The 15,944-nt window shown below is 73.3% G+C and carries 13 protein-coding genes and 1 pseudogene; 2 read left to right on the plus strand and 12 right to left on the minus strand.

Annotation, left to right across the window (positions count from 1 at the left end; genetic code table 11):
- Nucleotides 1-65: 65 nt before the first annotated feature.
- The 5 genes from ACIPLC_RS22680 to ACIPLC_RS22700 all read right to left on the minus strand — a co-directional run bounded on the left by ACIPLC_RS22680 (nucleotide 66) and on the right by ACIPLC_RS22700 (nucleotide 5,805).
- Nucleotides 66-743 (minus strand): GAP family protein, encoded by a 678-nt coding sequence (locus ACIPLC_RS22680; protein ID WP_400474807.1) that lies wholly within the window; start codon nucleotides 741-743, stop codon nucleotides 66-68.
- Between the two features lie 310 nt (nucleotides 744-1,053).
- Nucleotides 1,054-2,478, minus strand: coding sequence for an argininosuccinate synthase (gene argG / locus ACIPLC_RS22685; protein WP_400474808.1), 1,425 nt, complete (start codon nucleotides 2,476-2,478; stop codon nucleotides 1,054-1,056).
- 245 nt (nucleotides 2,479-2,723) lie between these two features.
- Nucleotides 2,724-3,254 carry a hypothetical protein gene (locus ACIPLC_RS22690; RefSeq protein WP_400474809.1) on the minus strand — a complete coding sequence of 177 codons (531 nt, stop codon included), beginning with the start codon at nucleotides 3,252-3,254 and terminating at the stop codon, nucleotides 2,724-2,726.
- Nucleotides 3,255-3,380: 126 nt separating this feature from the next.
- Nucleotides 3,381-4,070: a rhomboid-like protein gene (locus ACIPLC_RS22695; RefSeq protein ID WP_400474810.1), complete on the minus strand. Its 690-nt coding sequence runs from the start codon at nucleotides 4,068-4,070 to the stop codon at nucleotides 3,381-3,383.
- A 73-nt stretch (nucleotides 4,071-4,143) separates the two neighbouring features.
- Entirely contained in the window at nucleotides 4,144-5,805 is a 1,662-nt protein-coding gene (locus ACIPLC_RS22700) for a serine/threonine-protein kinase (protein WP_400474811.1), read from the minus strand.
- 209 nt (nucleotides 5,806-6,014) lie between these two features.
- On the opposite strand from ACIPLC_RS22700, the gene ACIPLC_RS22705 reads away from it, so the two are divergent.
- Complete coding sequence (locus ACIPLC_RS22705) at nucleotides 6,015-6,725, plus strand: rhomboid-like protein (protein WP_400474812.1); 711 nt, start codon at nucleotides 6,015-6,017, stop codon at nucleotides 6,723-6,725.
- Between the two features lie 22 nt (nucleotides 6,726-6,747).
- Here the strand turns inward: ACIPLC_RS22705 and ACIPLC_RS22710 are convergent, their stop codons facing one another.
- Nucleotides 6,748-7,638, minus strand: a complete 891-nt coding sequence (locus ACIPLC_RS22710) for a YhjD/YihY/BrkB family envelope integrity protein (protein WP_400474813.1) — start codon at nucleotides 7,636-7,638, stop codon at nucleotides 6,748-6,750.
- 218 nt (nucleotides 7,639-7,856) lie between these two features.
- On the minus strand, nucleotides 7,857-8,186 hold the full coding sequence (locus tag ACIPLC_RS22715; RefSeq protein WP_400474814.1) for a hypothetical protein: 330 nt from the start codon (nucleotides 8,184-8,186) through the stop codon (nucleotides 7,857-7,859).
- A gap of 261 nt (nucleotides 8,187-8,447) precedes the next feature.
- Here ACIPLC_RS22715 and ACIPLC_RS22720 point away from each other — a divergent pair, with 261 nt between their 5' ends.
- Nucleotides 8,448-10,043: a YDG/SRA domain-containing protein gene (locus ACIPLC_RS22720; RefSeq protein ID WP_400474815.1), complete on the plus strand. Its 1,596-nt coding sequence runs from the start codon at nucleotides 8,448-8,450 to the stop codon at nucleotides 10,041-10,043.
- 196 nt (nucleotides 10,044-10,239) lie between these two features.
- Here the strand turns inward: ACIPLC_RS22720 and ACIPLC_RS22725 are convergent, their stop codons facing one another.
- From ACIPLC_RS22725 to ACIPLC_RS22745, 5 genes and pseudogenes are all read right to left on the minus strand, one after another.
- Nucleotides 10,240-10,620 (minus strand): VOC family protein, encoded by a 381-nt coding sequence (locus ACIPLC_RS22725; RefSeq protein WP_400474816.1) that lies wholly within the window; start codon nucleotides 10,618-10,620, stop codon nucleotides 10,240-10,242.
- A 354-nt stretch (nucleotides 10,621-10,974) separates the two neighbouring features.
- Nucleotides 10,975-11,229, minus strand: a pseudogene (locus tag ACIPLC_RS22730) (hypothetical protein); the annotation flags it as partial.
- A 127-nt stretch (nucleotides 11,230-11,356) separates the two neighbouring features.
- On the minus strand, nucleotides 11,357-11,809 hold the full coding sequence (locus ACIPLC_RS22735) for a hypothetical protein (RefSeq protein ID WP_400474817.1): 453 nt from the start codon (nucleotides 11,807-11,809) through the stop codon (nucleotides 11,357-11,359).
- A gap of 162 nt (nucleotides 11,810-11,971) precedes the next feature.
- On the minus strand, nucleotides 11,972-13,816 hold the full coding sequence (locus ACIPLC_RS22740) for a peptidoglycan-binding protein (protein ID WP_400474818.1): 1,845 nt from the start codon (nucleotides 13,814-13,816) through the stop codon (nucleotides 11,972-11,974).
- A gap of 128 nt (nucleotides 13,817-13,944) precedes the next feature.
- The gene (locus ACIPLC_RS22745) at nucleotides 13,945-15,867 is read right to left on the minus strand and encodes a PhoX family protein (RefSeq protein ID WP_400474819.1); all 1,923 of its coding nucleotides are present in this window, start codon (nucleotides 15,865-15,867) and stop codon (nucleotides 13,945-13,947) included.
- Nucleotides 15,868-15,944 lie beyond the last annotated feature (77 nt).

The raw sequence follows: 15,944 nt of genomic DNA on the forward strand, positions 1-15,944 counted from the left end.
CGGCGGGGGCGCGGGGCCGGGCGGCCATGGCGAAGGGCCGACCAGGGCCGACCACCGGGGGCGGTTCACCCGAGCCCGGTGACGGCGTCGCCGACGTACTCGGCCCCGAGCACGGCCAGCACGGTGGTCGTGATCGCCGTGCTGTGCGTGGCCAGCCAGGCCTTCCACTCCCCGAGGGCCCGCGCCGAGCGGTCCCCGCCGAACAGGTGGACCCCGAGCGGCAGCAGCGTGCACAGCGAGCCGACCAGCACCATCAGTGCGGCGGCCGCCACCGTGCCGCCGACCCCGGCCGTACTGGCGGCGATCGAGGCCGCGCCGCCGACGGCCAGCGCCAGGTTCTTCGGGCTGGCCCCGACCAGGACCACCGCGAGACCGGCGGACCGGCCCGCGCTGAAGCGGTCCACCTCCCGCATCCACCTCGGCGGCGCGGTGACGTGCCCCTCGCGGGGCCGGTCGCGCCACTGCTTCCCGGCCATCAGGACGAACAGGACACCCAGCGCGAGCTTGAGCCAGTACGGCCAGTACGGCCAGGCCGGGCGGCCGACACCCGGACCCAGCGCGCTGCCCGCCGCCACCACGACCGCCACCACCGCCGCCAGGCCGACCGCCCAGCCGGCCGCGAAGGCGAGCCCGAGGGCCCGCCCGCGCGGTGCGGCCAGCATCAGGACCATCGCGATCAGCGCCGGCGGGCTGATCGCGATGCCCACCGCGGACGCCAGCATCGACCCGACCGCCTCGCCCATCCCGCTCCCGCCTCCTCGCCGCCGCCCGGGCCCGCCCGGGGAAGCCGCCGCCCGGGCCTGCGCCGCCGGACACACGTCCGCCCCATTCAGCTACGGCCGGGGCCGCCGTGCACGGTCGGGACGGCTATGCGGGTGAATCCGCGGCCAGGCCAGGCCAGGCCAGGCCAGGCCAGGCCAGACCAGGTCGGGTCGGGCGGGTCCGGTGCGGCCCGGGCGGGTCCGGTCCGGTCCGGTCCGAGTTCGCCTGGAACCGCCGAGGGCCGCCGCACCGGTGTGGTGCGGCGGCCCTCGGACGTGGCACGGCAGCGGATCAGTCGGTGCCCGACTCGATCGCCGCGCTGTCGAGCGCGGTGGACTTGGCCGCCAGCGCCTCGGCGTCGGGGCCGGCGGCGGCGATCGGCGCCGCCCCGCCGGGGGCCAGCTCGCCGATCAGGCCGCTCCACGGCGCCAGCTGGCCGTGCACCGCGTACTGCTCCAGCTTGCTGCGCGAGTCGGCGATGTCGAGGTTGCGCATGGTCAGCTGGCCGATGCGGTCGTCCGGGACGAACGCGGCGTCGACGCTGCGCTCCATGGACAGCTTCTCGGGGTGGTAGCTGAGGTTCGGGCCCTGGGTGTCGAGCACCGAGTAGTCCTGGCCGCGGCGCAGTCGCAGCGTGACGCTGCCGGTGACCGGCTGGCCGACCCAGCGCTGCAGGCTGTCGCGGAGCATCAGCGACTGCGGGTCGAACCAGCGCCCCTCGTACAGCAGTCGGCCGAGCCGGCGGCCCTGGGTGTGGTAGGTGGCGAGGGTGTCCTCGTTGTGGATGGCGTTGAGCAGCCGCTCGTAGGCGGTGTGCAGCAGCGCCATGCCGGGCGCCTCGTAGATGCCGCGGCTCTTGGCCTCGATGATGCGGTTCTCGATCTGGTCCGACATGCCCAGGCCGTGACGCCCGCCGATCCGGTTGGCCTCGTGCACCAGCTCGACCGAGTCGGCGAACGCCTGGCCGTTGATGCGGACCGGACGGCCGAACTCGAACTCGATCGTCACGTCCTCGGTCCGGATCTCGACCGCCGGGTCCCAGAAGGCCACGCCCATGATCGGGCTGACGATCTCCATCGAGGTGTCCAGGTACTCCAGCCGCTTGGCCTCGTGGGTGGCGCCCCAGATGTTGGCGTCGGTGGAGTAGGCCTTCTCGGCGGAGTCGCGGTACGGGAGGTCGCGCTCGGAGAGCCAGGCGGACATCTCCTTGCGGCCGCCGAGCTCGGTGACGAACCGCTGGTCCAGCCACGGCTTGTAGATCCGCAGGTTGGGGTTGGCGAGCAGGCCGTAGCGGTAGAACCGCTCGATGTCGTTGCCCTTGTAGGTGGAGCCGTCGCCCCAGATGGAGACCTCGTCCTCGCGCATCGCGCGGACCAGCAGGGTGCCGGTCACGGCGCGGCCGAGCGGGGTGGTGTTGAAGTACGTCTGCCCGGCGGAGCGGATGTGGAAGGCGCCGCAGGCGAGGGCGGCCAGGCCCTCCTCGACCAGCGCCGCCCGGCAGTCGACCAGTCGGGCCTGCTCGGCGCCGTAGGCGCGGCCGCGGGCCGGGACGTCGGCGAGGTTCGGCTCGTCGTACTGGCCGATGTCGGCCGTGTAGGCGTAGGGGACGGCGCCGTGCTCGCGCATCCACGCGACGGCGACGGAGGTGTCCAATCCACCGGAGAATGCGATGCCGATCCGTTCACCGACCGGCAGCTTGCTCAAGACCTTCGACATGCATGCACCCTTGACCCGCGCGGCGCGGGCTCCTGACTTAGCGACGTGTGAGGGGATTCGGCGTATCCGATGCCCGCACTCTGGCATAGGTTTGCAGAGTACCGCAAGAGAATACGATCGGCCCGGCGGGGGTGGCGGTTCGTATGGCCTCCCCCGCCGTGGTCGATCGGTGGTTGCCGGGCCTCAACCCGGCTTCCTCCCAGGTGTGTTGGGCGGTCAGGTTCGGGTCGGGCGTCGGGGCGGGGTCAGGAGGCGCGGTCGGCGTCCGGCCCCTGGGCGCGCAGGCGGCGGACGTTCTCCAGCGACTCGCGCAGTTCGGTGAGCCAGGTGTCGGAGTGGCGCTGCACCAGACGGACGCACCAGGCGAGCGCCTCGCTGCGGCTGCGGGCGACGCCCGCCTCCACCAGCGTGTCGAGCGCCTGTCGCTCGGGCTGGCGCAGCCGAGTCATGACGGGGGCGGAGACGGTGGTGAACAGGCCCCTCAGGTCGCCGCACTCGGCGCCCCAGGAGACCTTGCGGCCGTAGCGGCGTTCGGCTTCGCGGGCGACGGCGATCCGGGCGTCCCTGGTCCGGTCGCGGAACTCGGCGATCCGGCCCTCGAACGCGGCTTCGCGTTCGGCGTCCGAGACCGCCTGGTCGAGGCTGGGCTCGGTGATGCGGCCGACGACGGTGATCTCTTCGCGGTCCGCGGTGATCTCGACGAGATCGGTGAACAGGTCGGCGGGGAGGCGGCCGGTGAACCACCCCCGGAGCTCTTCGGGTGAGGTTGTAATCATGTAATCAGCATTACTCGGGGCGAAGGTGATGGCAAGACCCCGAGAGGCGCCGGCAGGACCCCGAGAGGCGCCGACAGGACTCCGAGAGACGCTGGCAGGACTCCGAGGGGGAGTGGCGGAAGGCCGTCAGCGCGTGGCGGAGACCGGCAGCCGGGCCCGGGCCCGGGCGCGGGTGCGCAGCCAGGGCGTCCGGGAGGCCAGCACACCGAGGCCGAGCGCCACCAGGTGCCCGGCGTCGGCCAGTTGCTGGTCCAGCGCCCAGGTCACGGCCAGCCCCAGCCCGAGCGCGGGCAGCCCGAACCGGCGCAGCGGGGCCGGGCCCAGGGCCAGCAGGCAGCCGGCGGTGGCGACCAGCCCGTAACTGATCCCGACGTCACGCGCCCGGGACAGCGCCCCCGGGATCCGGGCGGTGAGCATCACCCACATGGCGCCCTCGGTGAGCAGGGTGGCCCCCAAGTGCCCGAAGACGAAGACCGCGCCGGCCCGGGCCGGCCCCCAGCGCCATTCGGCCAGGCCCAGCACCACGGCCACCGCCGCGATGCCCGCCCAGGCGGGCACCCCGTCGACCACCAGCCCGCTGGTGAACATCGTCCACCACTTGCCGACCTCCATGTGGTGGACGTTGCTGCTGTTGTGCCGGACGAACCGGGCCCGCGCGCCGTGGCTCTGGCCGGCCAGCCAGCAGGCCGTCGCGGTCAGCAGCAGCACGTACACCGTGGTCAGCCGCAGCCGGTCCGCCACGCGCAGCGCCGGGTGCCGCGCGGTGGCGCCGGCGTCGATACCCGCAGGTGCGGTCGTCGTGCCGCGCTCGCTCATCGTGCCCGTCGCCCTCGCTGTGCGGTCCCGGTCGGCGCCGCCCGGCAGTCCCCGGCGGCCCGCCCCCGGGCGGTCAGAGCGCCAGCGTACGCCAGCCCCGGGTGATCTCCTCGCGGACCGAGCCCGCGTCCGGAGAGGCCGTCAGCAGCTCCAGCAGCGCCGCGCCGTCCGCCGGGCGCCCGGCCGGGTCGGCGTTCAGCGCACGGGCCACCACGGCGGCCAGCGCCGGGTCCAGGGCGTGCACGGCGGCCAGCGCGGCGGGCTCGGGCCCGGTGTCCACGATCCGCCGGATCACCGCGCCCGTGCTGGTCGCCGCGAACGGGCTGGCGCCGTGCGCCGCGCAGACCACGCAGCAGGCCCAGGCCCAGACGTCGGCGGCCGTGCCGACCCGCTCCTCGCCGAATTGCTCGGGCGCCATGTAGGTGAGGGTGCCGGGGCCGCCGCCCGTCATGGTGAGCCGGGTGCCGTCCACCAGCGCCGCGATGCCGAAGTCGAGCAGCCGCGGGCCCGCGGTGGTCAGCATGATGTTGGCCGGCTTGAGGTCCCGGTGGATCAGGCCGAGCCGGTGCACCCCCGACAGCGCCACGGCCAGTGCCAGCGCCAGGGCCCGCAGCGCCTCGGCGGAGCGGACCGGCCCCTGCTCGCGCAGATGGGCGTCCAGTGGGCGGCCGTCCAGCAGCTCCATCGCCAGGTACGGCCGGCCGTCGTCCACCCCGCCGTCGAGCACCCGGGCGGTGTAGGCGCCGGAGACCATGGCCAGCACCTCCGCCTCGCGCTCGAAGCGGAGCAACAGCTCGGCGTTGTCGAGGAGTTCGACGTTGATGGTCTTCAGCGCGACCTGCGTCGCCGCGCCCTCGCGCCGGGCCAGGTACACGGTGCCCATCCCGCCGGAGCCGATCCGGCCGAGCAACTGGTAGCCGCCGATGGTGCGCGGTTCGCCCGCGCGCAGGGGCTGGTGCGGGACGGCGCCGACGGGGGAGAGCGGCGTGACCGGGCCGGTGCGCGGCGGCGCGGCGGGCACCGGGGCGGCCTGGGTCGGGGTGTACGCCGAGGGCTGCTGGGCCCCGGCGGTCGGTGCGTACGGGGTGGCCGGTGCGTATGCACCGGGCTGCACGGGCGGGAACGCCGGCGGGACGGCGGGCGGGACCGCCGGTGCGGGTGGGGTGGCGGTGCGGTGGCGTCCGGCGGTCACGGCCGCGACGATCTGGAACACCAGGGCGGCCAGGAGCAGCCCGACCGGCAGCACGAGTGCACCGAGCACCGCGCGAAGGACGAACCAGCCCGCCAGCCGGAGCCGGGTCGATCCGGCGGACCACACCTCCGGGGGCATGCCGGTCCGCAGCAGCCTGCGCTGGGTCAGGAACCAGAACAGCAGCCAGAGCACCAGGACCGTGATCACCAGTACGAGGTAGTAGTTCCTCGCGACGGAGAGGCGAAGATGCTGCGCGACGGCCAGGTCCCGGGCGTTCACGATGTCGATCGGCATCCGCAGAACGCGGAAGGCGAGGCCCGCGAAGGTCATCACGGCCATCAGCCCGCCGCCGCAGGCGAACCCCACCGCGATCTCGCCGAACAGCGCCGCCAGGCCCTTCGGAGCGCTGCCGCCACCCCGGGCCGCCAACGCCCGCTGCCGTACGTTCCGCTGAAAGCGCAGCAGCAGCGGCAGGCTCACCAACCGCACCACCAGCGCCAGGCCGATCACGACCGGTACGGCCATGCTGAGCGTCGTGTTCACGCGTCCCGCCCTTCCCCCTGCTGTCGGCAGAGGGAGTATAGGCGCCCCGTAAGATCACCCGATCGTGGTCACGGACCTGGCCCGGGCGCCGTACCGCAGCGGGAATACGGGAGACCGTCCGCGAGACCCGGTCACCCGGAGGGCGCAGCGCGCCGACGCGTCGGTGCGAGCGTCGGGTGAGGGTGAAGGGAACCGTCGAGGAGGCGCCGATGACCGGTGGCATCACCAACGCGACCGGACTGGACCGGCGCCCCTGGTGGGCACGCCTCGCCCACGCGGTCTGGACCTACGTCCGCCGTGCTCCGGGCACCTACGTGTGGCTGGCGATCCTGCTCGCCACCACGCAGGTGATCCGCCACGTCGACGCCGCGACCGCCGACCGGATCCTGGAACGGCGCTCGACCAACCTGCACCACCTACAGGTCTCACCGGTGCGCGTGCTGCTCACCAGTGCGCTGTGGATCGCGGGCGGCGGCTGGCTGAGCTACTTCCTGCTCTACAACCTCTTCCACGTGCCCGCCGAACGCTGGCTCGGCACCCTCCGCTGGATCTCGGTGGCGATGATCGCGCACGTCGGCGCGACCTACCTCAGCGAGGGCCTGCTCGGGTGGGCGATCCACCGCGGCATCGCCCCGCCGAGGGCCGTCTACACCCTCGACTACGGCGTCAGCTACGCGCTCGCCGGGGTGGTCGCCGTGCTCACCTATCTGATCGTGCGGCCCTGGCGGTACCTGTACGCGGCCGGCGTGCTGGTCTTCTACGGCCTGGGCGTCGCGCAGAGCCGGGACTACACCAGCATCGGCCACTTCAGCGCCGTGCTGATCGGCCTGGCCTGCTACCCGCTGACCCGGGGCTGCCCCGGCTCCTGGGACCCGGCCGCCACGGGCCGGCTCGTCCGGCGGCGGCTGCGCCGGCGGTGACGGTGGTGGCGGCGGCGACGGATCAGCCGGTGTGCGGGCTGCCCGGGGCGGGCGGGCCCAGGTAGGCGTTCAGCGGCGGCCCCTGGGCCAGCACCGCCCCGGCCGTGACGGAGAAGGTGACGGCGGCGCACAGCGCGATCAGCCAGGACAGCAGCATCAGCACCGGGCCCAGCGAACCGTACTGGGCCAGCGCGCGGTTCAGCGCGTCCGGCATGTAGATCCGGGCGGTCAGCGAGATCGCGGTGACCGCGGCGGCCGTCAGCAGCGCGCCGGGCAGCAGCGGCAGCCAGCCGACCCGGGCGCTCAACAGCAGGTGGGTGGTCCACCACCAGACGACGAGCGAGGCCGCGAAGGTGAGCGGCAGGCCCAGCCAGAAGCCGGCGCCCAAGCCGTCCCGCAGCGGGCCCTGGAACAGCAGCACCGCCAGCCAGGCCACGATCCACAGCAGCCACCGCCAGGCCGCCACCCTGGTACGGGCTTTCGGCAGCCGCCAGGCGTGCTCGCAGACCCGGGCCACCGCGCGGCTGCAACTGGTCGCCGAGAGCAGCGCCATCAGTACGCCGATGAAGCCGGTGGTCTGCCGGAGGTCCCCGGTGCCGTACAGCGCCTGCTGCAACTGCTGGTCCGTGGCGCCGGAGATGCCGAAGAGCGCGCGGAGCGAGGCGAGCAGTTGGTCCCGCACGCCGGTCGGGGCGAACGCGGCCACCGCGAACAGCAGCGGCACGGAGGTCAGGAACACCTGGGAGGCCATCCGGGTGGCGGCGTCCAGCAGCCCGGGGGAGAGCAGCCGGGCCGTCAGCTCGGTGATCACCGGGAAGCGCCGCTCGGCCTCGGCCCGCGCCCGCTCCCACCGCTCGCGCCTCCGGGCCAGCCGCTCCCGCCAACGGCCGGCGGCCTCTCTCACCGACCTCATCCCTCGGTCCTCCCGCAGCGGGGCAACGATCCGCCCCAGTCAAGGCCAGCCCGTTCCACCCCGCCACCGGAGGCCCCCGTCCGAAGGCGGGCGGGCGGCGGCACCGGGTCCAGAGCTCTGGGTCCGGTCCTTGGTTCCGTTCCCTGGGTCCGCTCCTCGGGCCCGTTTCCTGGGCCCGTTTCCTGGGCCCGTTTCCTGCGCCGGGTGTGGTCGCGGGCCTATCGTCGGGGCGGCGGGCTCGTGGGGCTCCGCCCGATGAGGGTGTTGAGCACGTTGAGGGCCGCCTTCTGGCGCTGGGCCTTGCGTGACCAGACCGCCGGGCAGACGACCCCGAAGAAGAACGGCAGCACCACGACGAGGCTCGGGGCCGCCGAGATGATCGCGATGGTGTTGTTGCTCTGGAGCCCGGCCGCGACCGGGCCGGCGCCGGTCGCGGCGACTCCGGCCGGAGCGAGCCAGCGGGGCGCCGCTGCGGGCGCTGCGGGCGGTGCGGTGCCCGCCGCCTGGGCGCTTCCGCCCGACACGGGAATCCCCGTACCCTCGTGCATGTAGTTCTCCGGATGTTGATGGGGCTACGAGTGATGACGGCTTCCTGTTGGCGCAGGGAGCCGTCGCGCCGTTGCGGGGCGTACGGCTCATACCGACAATGGCTACGATGGCAGAGCCCTGGAAGGTCGAAAAACCGCAGAAAACATCGCGGGACTTGAGTACGTTGATGTTGCTCCAGGTCAGCGGCATATCAATGTCGTCGATGTGGTGTGCATCACGGGAGATGGGAGAGGAACTGTGAGGAATCTCACTGTGGGGCTGTGGCGCGCAGGCTCCCGCTGACTGGAACGGGCCCACTGGTCTCCTTCGCCCGTGAGCTGCGCGAACTCAAGGAACGGTCCCGGGGCACGGTCGAGACGGTCGTCGCGCGAGGCGCCTCGCGTACGGCGGTCTACGCCGCGCTGAACGGATCCCGCCTGCCGAGCGCCAGGAACCTGGACGCCATGGTCGAGGCATGGGGCAGCGGCAGTGAGCTCGAACGGCGGCAGTGGCACGAGCGGCGACGTGCCGCCGAGGAGGGCCTCGCGGAGGCGGCCCGGCGGCAGGGCGCGGCGACGGCGGGCCGCACACCCGAGGAGGAGGACTTCACGCGCGCGCTGCGCGGGCTGTGGAACAAGGTCGGCGACCCGTCGACCGAACTCGTGGCGCGCCACTGCGACCTGAGCGCGCGAACGCTCGACTCCTACTTGGACGGCCGGACGATTCCGACGGAGGCGCGGCTTCGCGAACTCTTCGACGGGCTGTCCGCGCTGCGGGCCGATGACCGTGCCTGGCTGGCGGCCACCCGGGACACCTTCGTCGGGGAGGTGCTCTTCCGCGCCCAGACGGCGCGGCAGGAGGAGCGGGCGAGGGTCAGGGAACTGGCCACGGCCCTCCCGGAAGGGCAGGCACCCGTCGAGTTCGGCCCGCTTCCCGACGGCATCGGGCCGGTGCCGGGCGTACGGCTGGGCCAGGAGTTCGACAACCGCCGGACGCTCTCGCTCTCCGGTGTGCACCGGCCACTCCAGGCGGGTATCTGCGGCCGGAGCGAACTCGGCGCCGAATCGGTCGTGGTCTCCGGCGGGTACCCGAACGACGAGGATCTCGGTGATGTGATCCTCTACACCGGGGTGGGCGGGCGGAGCCCGGAGACGGGGCAGCAGGCCCGGAACCAGCAACTGACGCGGGGCAACGCGGCCCTGGCGACGAGCGCGGCCACGGCGGCCCCGGTGCGCGTGGTCCGGGGAGTCACCACCGCGACGCGCTCCTTCTACCGCTACGACGGGCTCTTCCGGGTCGAGGACTTCTGGTCCGAGAATTCCCCCGGCGGCTTCCTCGTGTGGCGGTTCCGCCTGGTCGCCCTTCCCCCGGCCGAACAGGCCGCGGCAGTCGCTCGGGTGACGGATCGGGTGACGGATCGGGTGAAGGCCCGCGTGACGGATCGGGTGATGGCTCCGACGGACGAGGACGCCCGGGAGGCGGAGGACGTCCGATCCGCGACGTCGGTCGTGCGCGTCGTGCGGAACACCGCGGTCGCCACCCGTGTGAAACGCGCGCACGACTACACCTGCCAGGTGTGCGGCGTCCGCATGGCGGTCCCGGGCGGCGCCTACGCCGAGGCCGCACACATCACGCCCCTGGGGACTCCGCACCACGGATCGGACACCGTCGACAACGTCCTCTGCCTGTGTGCCAACCACCACGTGCTGTTCGACTTCGGCATGCTGATCGTCAACGACGACCTCACGGTGGTGAGCCGCGACGACAGCTCCGTACTGGGCCGACTGCGAGAGACGCCGGATCACGTCGTCGACCGGAGGCGCCTCGCGGAGCATCGGCTGCGGCACGGGGTGCCCCGGCACCAGGGCATGCGCTGAGCCCTGTCCGGGCCGGGCCGGGCTGGAACGGGCCGGGCTGGAACGGCCGTTGCGGGTGGGTGCCGGGTGCCGGGTGCCGGGTGCCGGGTGCCGGGTGCCCGGTGGTCGCTGGGCCGCTGCCCCGGCTACTCGTGGCGAGCGGTCGGGGCAGCGGGTTCGGTCGGGGTTCGGCCAGGGGTGGGGTGGGGGATTGCGCTTACTGGCTGACGGACTGGGCCAGGCAGAGGATGTTGCCCTCGCTGTCCTTGAACCAGGCGGCGCGCAGGTCGTCGCGTTCGGCGACGCCGTTGACGGTCTTCAGCCCGGGGAAGTCGTACTCCTCGAACGTGATGCCGCGGTCACGCAGGGCGGACATCTCGCCGTCGAGGTCGGCGACCTTGAAGCTGGCGAGGGTGTGGGCGGCCTGTCCGCCGCTGGGGGTGTGGTAGATCATGAACTGGGTGCCGCCGCAGTCGCAGACCAGTTCCTCGTCGGTCTCCTCGGTGAGCTTGAGCCCGAGGGTGTCGGTGTAGAAACTCCTCGCGCGAGCGAGGTCGGCGGCGGGGATGACGGCCTGCAGTGGTGCGTCTCCAAGCATGGTGCTTCGCCTCCTCCTGCTTCCAGGCTAGGGACGTCGGCGGGCGGGTGCCCATGGGAGGCGGTGGGTGGTGGTGGGGCGAGCCGGGGTGGAGCCGGGGCGTGAGCGGGTGGTCGCCGGGTGTGGCCGCGAGCGGCTGGGCGACGCCGGGGGTGATCGGGCTCGGCGAGGTGTGGCCGGCCTCGGCTGGGTGGCCGTGCGGGGGCGAGGCGCGACAGGGAGGGGCGGGCGTCGGGTGGTGGGCGGCGGACGGTGCCGTCGCCGTCCACGGCAAGTGCGGGTCGACGGCCGCCCAGTCGGAGGCCTCGGCGTCGGTGTAGGTGCGGCCCTCGGCGGCGTCGACCCAGAGATAGACCAGGACCGCACCAGGCCCTCGCCCCAGGGCGTGGACAGCAGGGCGAGGGTGTCACCGCTTCCCGCCCGGCCGGCCGCCCAGCCGGTGAACCGCTCCAAGGCCGCGCGGTCGGCGCGCAGTTGGTCGGGGGTGCCGCGGCGCTTGGCGAACGGGCAGTAGGGGCAGCCGTAGTCGCAGGAGGAGAGCGGGCCACGGTAGAGCAGGGTGAGGCCGCGCCCGCGGTCGGTCTCGGCGGGCGGTGCGGCGGACGGCAGGGCAGGTCTCCGGGTTCGCCGGAGTCACGGTGCGGACCCTGCACCACGACGACCGGTCCGGGCGACTACGAGGGAGGACGGCGCCGCCCTCGCCGCCGTGCACCGCGCGGTGGCGGGTGCGAACAGGTCAGCGTGAGGTCGGTCCGACGTCGCGGACCCACACGGGGAAGGGGGTTGGGGCGTCGGGCACGGCTTGGTCCGACGGGATGGTCTCGTCTGGCCGCCGATCGGTCAGGAAGCCCTCAACGACCGGAGCGAGGTCGTCAGAGGGTAGGTAGGCGCCGCCGAACGGCAGCTCGTCGGGGGCCACCGACCCGGTGGAACAGCGGAGTTGATCCGCCTGGCCGTCGTGCCACACGTAGAAGGTCGCCACCCCGGCGAAGCCCAGGGCGTGGATGCGGAGCCGGATGGCCTGAGCGGTCCGTTCGAAGGCGGCGACCACCTCGGTCACGGACAGGGACCGCTTGTCCTCGTCCTCCGCGCTCAGGCACCAGGTGTTGGTCTCCCACTCGACCCGCCGGTCGGTCGGTTCCAGCGCCAGCGGTTCGTCCGCCACTTCGGCAATCCATGTCAACAGCACCCCGGACATGGTACCGGTCGGGGTGGCGCGTGTAGCCGTTGGGCCTGATCGGGATCAGGGCTTCGGTGAGTTCGGCGGGCGCGCCGTAGGCCTTCGCCCGCGAGGCCAGCCCGATCCGTCCGGCGGCCGAGTCCACCGGTCCGGATCGGGCTGGCCGAAGGGTCAGAACCTGCCCTGGTTCAGCGCGTTCTGCAGGGCCGAAATGGTGGCCGGGCCCCACTGGCCGTCGACGGTGAGGCCGGCGCCGGTGGCGTTGAGGAAGGTCTGCAGCGCCTTGTAGGTGGCGGGGCCGGGGTCGCCGTCCTCGACGAGTCCGGCGTTCCCCCACACATTGAGGTGGTGCTGCAGCGACCGCTTGGAGTCGGGCCCCCACTGGCCGTCCGGGGTGGAGCCGCACACCCGCTGGACGGCCATGATGGTCAGGGTGCCGAACTCGCCGTCGACGGCGAGGCCGGCGCCGTCGTCGATGTACGCGAAGTACGCGGACTCGGTGGCCGGGCCCCACTGGCCGTCGGCCGTGGTGCCGACCTTGCCCTGCAGCCAGCGCACACCGCTGTCCGTCAGCGGCCCCCAGTCGCCGTCGACGGCCAGCGCCGGGCTGTAGCCCAGGTCGTTGACGGCCTGCTGCTGGCGCGCCACCGAACGCACCGACGTCATGCCGCCGCCGGACGAGCCACCGCCCGCGAACGCCTTGAACGCCGCTTCGGTACCGGGCCCCCACAGGCCGTCGGCCGTGGTGCCGACCTTGCCCTGCAACCAGCGCACACCGGCGTCCGTCAGCGGCCCCCAGCCGCCGTCGACGGCCAGCGCCGGGCTGTAGCCCAGGCTGTTGACGGCCTGCTGCTGGGCGGAGACCGACCGCACCTGGGTCATGCCGCCACCGCTCGCGCCGCTGGAGTCGGTGGGCGGCGGGGTGTAGTCCGAGCTCGCCCACTCCAGCGGGCGGACCTGCGCCTGCATGCCGTTCTGGACCCAGGCGCGCAGCTGCGCCCCCGGGCAGTCGGTGGAGTTGCCGGGAAGCATGCCGTGGTAGGTCTTGTCGAGGGTGCGGCCGGTCATGTCGCACGCCTTCTCGTACATCGAGCGGATGGCGGACAGCGCGATGTCCGTGGCGTCCCCGCTCTCCCCGATGAAGCAGACGCCGATGTGCGTGGTGTTGGCTCCGTAGGCGTGCGCTCCCTGGAGGTACCAGCCGCGGCCCTCGAAGATGCGGCCGCTGGCGTCGACCAGGAAGTTGTAGCCGATGTCGGACCAGCCGTTGGAGTCCATGTGGTAGTTCTGGATCTGCCGGACGGACTGCGTCGTCGGCCCGTCCGAGTAGTGCACGGTGAACCCGGTGCGGGCGCCGATGTCCACCGGCGTGATGTCCTTCGCCGGGCGGGCGCCCCACTGGCTGCGCGTGTAGAGGTGCAGCGTGTCGGAGTTGGGGCCGGCGCCGGTGCCCGAGCCCGGCATGATGAAGTCGCCCCGCTGGACGTACGGGTAGAGCTTTCCGGGGCAGTCCGTGTGGGTCTTCGGGCGCACGTCCCGGTGTCCGGCGATCCGGATGCCCGCGTCCTTCTCGTTCTGCAGGTAGCCGCACAGGGCCTTGATGCCCGCGGCCATCTCCGGGGTCACGTCGTCGTCGGAGCCGATCAGGCCCATCACGGCGTAGAAGTCGCTGTTGGCCCCGGGCATCTCGACGCCGTTCGCGGCGGACCGACGGCCGACTCCGCGTCCCTCGAATATGCCACCGTGCTTGCAGACCAGGAAGTTGTACGGGATGTCGTCGTACTCGGGTTCCTTCTGGCCGGTTTCGACCAGGATGTCGCCGACGATGTCGTAGTGCATCGAGTCGTCCTGGATCTTCCTGACCAGCGCGGCGCACTTGTCGTGGGGATCGACGGAGACGTTCCCGGCGCCCTCGTGGTGGATGACGATGCCGCCGTTCCACGGGGTGAAGGGAAGCTGGTCGATCTTCTTGGGCGGCTGGGCGCCCCATGCACTGCGCGAGATGATGGTGACCATCTGGTTCTCCGGATTTCGTGCTGGGCTTGCTGATGCGGCGGGCGTCGTGCTGCCGCGGCAGGCGTCCTGCTGTGGCCGGCGGGCGTCGGGCCGCGGCCGGTGGGCGCGTTGCGCGGCGGGTGGGGGCGTTACGCGGCCCCGATGACGCCCCCGTCCGTCCGCTGGATCACGAGCACGGCCGAGCGCGGCCGACCGGCGGGGTCGTGGTCGGGCCAGTTGCTGACCACGCGGGGATCGTCCTGGGTGGGCGTGCCCCAGGCGAGGGTGTGCTCGCCCGGGTGCTGGACGTTGACGAACATGGTGCGGCGGTCGGGAGTGGTGACCGCGCCGGTGATCTCGGCACCGCGCGGGCCGGTCAGGAAGCGCCGGATCTCGCCGGTGGCCGGGTCGGCGGCCAGCATCGCGTTGTTGCCCAGGTGCTCGTGGCCGGTCTCCGCCCGGTTCTGGTCGTAGGCCGAGATGCCGGTCCCGATCCACAGTCGGCCGTCGGCATCGGGCCACAGGTTCTTCGGCGAACCGAACATGCCGGAGGCGTCCAGGTGGACCTGTCGATCGTGGGCCGGGTCGCCGGCGAGCACGAAGACGTCCCAGTGGAAGCCGGTCGCCCGGCCGTCGCCCCGATCGGCGTTCTCGTCCTCCCGCCACCGGATGATGTGTCCGTACGGGTTGTTGGCGCGGGGGCTGACCGCTGCCCGGTGCGGACCGGAGGCGCAGTGGCCGAGGCCCGGGCTGTTCGCGAGTGCGCAGAAGGCCGTCCCGTCCGGGCCGACCGAAGTCTGCTGGGGCCGGTCCAGCGGGGTGGCTCCGAGCGCGTCCGCCGCCTGCCGGGCCCGCAGCACCACGGCGGCCTGGTCGGCCCAGCCGTTGTCCCGGGTCAGCGGGCCCTGGCCGTGGGTCAGCGGCAGCCAGCGGCCGGTGCCGTCGTCCTCGAACCGGGCGACGTACAGGGTGCCGTGGTCCAGCGGGCTGCGGCCCTGGGCGCGCAACCGCCACCAGCTGTCCGAGCCGACGAACTTGAAGAGGTAGCCGCCGTTCTCGTCGTCGCCGCTGTAGACGACGACCCGGCCGGCGGACTCGGTCACGCTCGCTCCGACGTGCTGGAAGCGGCCCAGCGCGGTGCGCTTCACGGGCGGCGCCTGCGGCGTGGCCGGGTCGATCTCCACGACCCAGCCGAACCGGTTGGCCTCGTTGCCGTTCGCCGCGAGGTCGAAGCGCGCGTCGGCGCGGTGCCAGCCGTAGCCGTCGCCGCGGGCGCTGATGCCGGCCCGCTTCTGCGCGCGGGTCGGCCGCCACGTCGTGCTGTCGGTACCGAAGTAGCCGGCGACGTTCCGCTCGCCGGTCAGGAACGTCCCCCACGGGGTCACACCGTGCGAGCTGGTGCCGAGGGTGCCCGTGGCGGGCGTGCCCGTACGCAGGGCCGGGTGGTCGGCGTCCAGCGGTCCGGAGAAGGCGACGGGCGTGGCACCGGTGACGCGCACGTTGCGCGGGGAGTCGGCGAGCTGCCAGGTGCCGCCGGTGCGGCGCACTTCCAGCACGCTGACGCCGTGCGCGGCGAGCGCCTTGGCGACCTGCTCCTTCGTGACCGTCACACCGCCGTGGCCGTACAGGAGGGCGGCGTCGGTGTACTCGTGGGTGAGCACCAGCGTGCCGCGGGAGCCGTCGGCGCCCGGGAAGAAGTGCAGTCCGGCGTGGTGGGAACCGACCTGGTCGGCCTGCTCCGCCGCGGTGTTGCCGCCGTCGGCGCGCCATTTCGGGCCGCCGTCGCGCACGGCCTGCCCCCACGGCGCGAGCACCTGCACGGAGTACCCGGCGGGCACGGCCACGGCGTCGGCGCTGCTCGGCGGTACGGCGGTGAAGCCGAGCAGGTTCGGCGCCTTGGGGGCCGAGCCCGGCTGCGCGGCGGAGGCGGGGGATGCGGACAGGCCGAGGAAGGCGGTGAGGGCGAGGGTGCCGCCGGTCAAGGCCTGACGGCGGGACAGGCCGGCGGCCACCACGTCGTCGAACGTGCGGCCGGGTGCTGCCTCCGGATGCGGAGCGCGGTGATCTGGCATGGTTGCCACCCAAGGGAAGTCGGCCCGCCGGGGCGGGGTGCGGGGCTGAAGAGGACCGACTGGACACGCCGCCTCTC

It is taken from the genome of Kitasatospora sp. NPDC086801 (assembly GCF_044745805.1).
Lineage (GTDB): Bacteria > Actinomycetota > Actinomycetes > Streptomycetales > Streptomycetaceae > Kitasatospora.

What these genes read in the sequence shown, in the direction of transcription:
- ACIPLC_RS22680 (WP_400474807.1), bottom strand. Translation starts at nt 743, where the DNA reads ATGGGCGAGGCGGTCGGGTCGATGCTGGCGTCCGCGGTGGGCATCGCG.
- argG (WP_400474808.1), bottom strand. Translation starts at nt 2,478, where the DNA reads ATGTCGAAGGTCTTGAGCAAGCTGCCGGTCGGTGAACGGATCGGCATC.
- ACIPLC_RS22690 (WP_400474809.1), bottom strand. Translation starts at nt 3,254, where the DNA reads ATGATTACAACCTCACCCGAAGAGCTCCGGGGGTGGTTCACCGGCCGC.
- ACIPLC_RS22695 (WP_400474810.1), bottom strand. Translation starts at nt 4,070, where the DNA reads ATGAGCGAGCGCGGCACGACGACCGCACCTGCGGGTATCGACGCCGGC.
- ACIPLC_RS22705 (WP_400474812.1), top strand. Translation starts at nt 6,015, where the DNA reads ATGACCGGTGGCATCACCAACGCGACCGGACTGGACCGGCGCCCCTGG.
- ACIPLC_RS22710 (WP_400474813.1), bottom strand. Translation starts at nt 7,638, where the DNA reads ATGAGGTCGGTGAGAGAGGCCGCCGGCCGTTGGCGGGAGCGGCTGGCC.
- ACIPLC_RS22715 (WP_400474814.1), bottom strand. Translation starts at nt 8,186, where the DNA reads ATGCACGAGGGTACGGGGATTCCCGTGTCGGGCGGAAGCGCCCAGGCG.
- ACIPLC_RS22725 (WP_400474816.1), bottom strand. Translation starts at nt 10,620, where the DNA reads ATGCTTGGAGACGCACCACTGCAGGCCGTCATCCCCGCCGCCGACCTC.
- ACIPLC_RS22740 (WP_400474818.1), bottom strand. Translation starts at nt 13,816, where the DNA reads ATGGTCACCATCATCTCGCGCAGTGCATGGGGCGCCCAGCCGCCCAAG.
- ACIPLC_RS22745 (WP_400474819.1), bottom strand. Translation starts at nt 15,867, where the DNA reads ATGCCAGATCACCGCGCTCCGCATCCGGAGGCAGCACCCGGCCGCACG.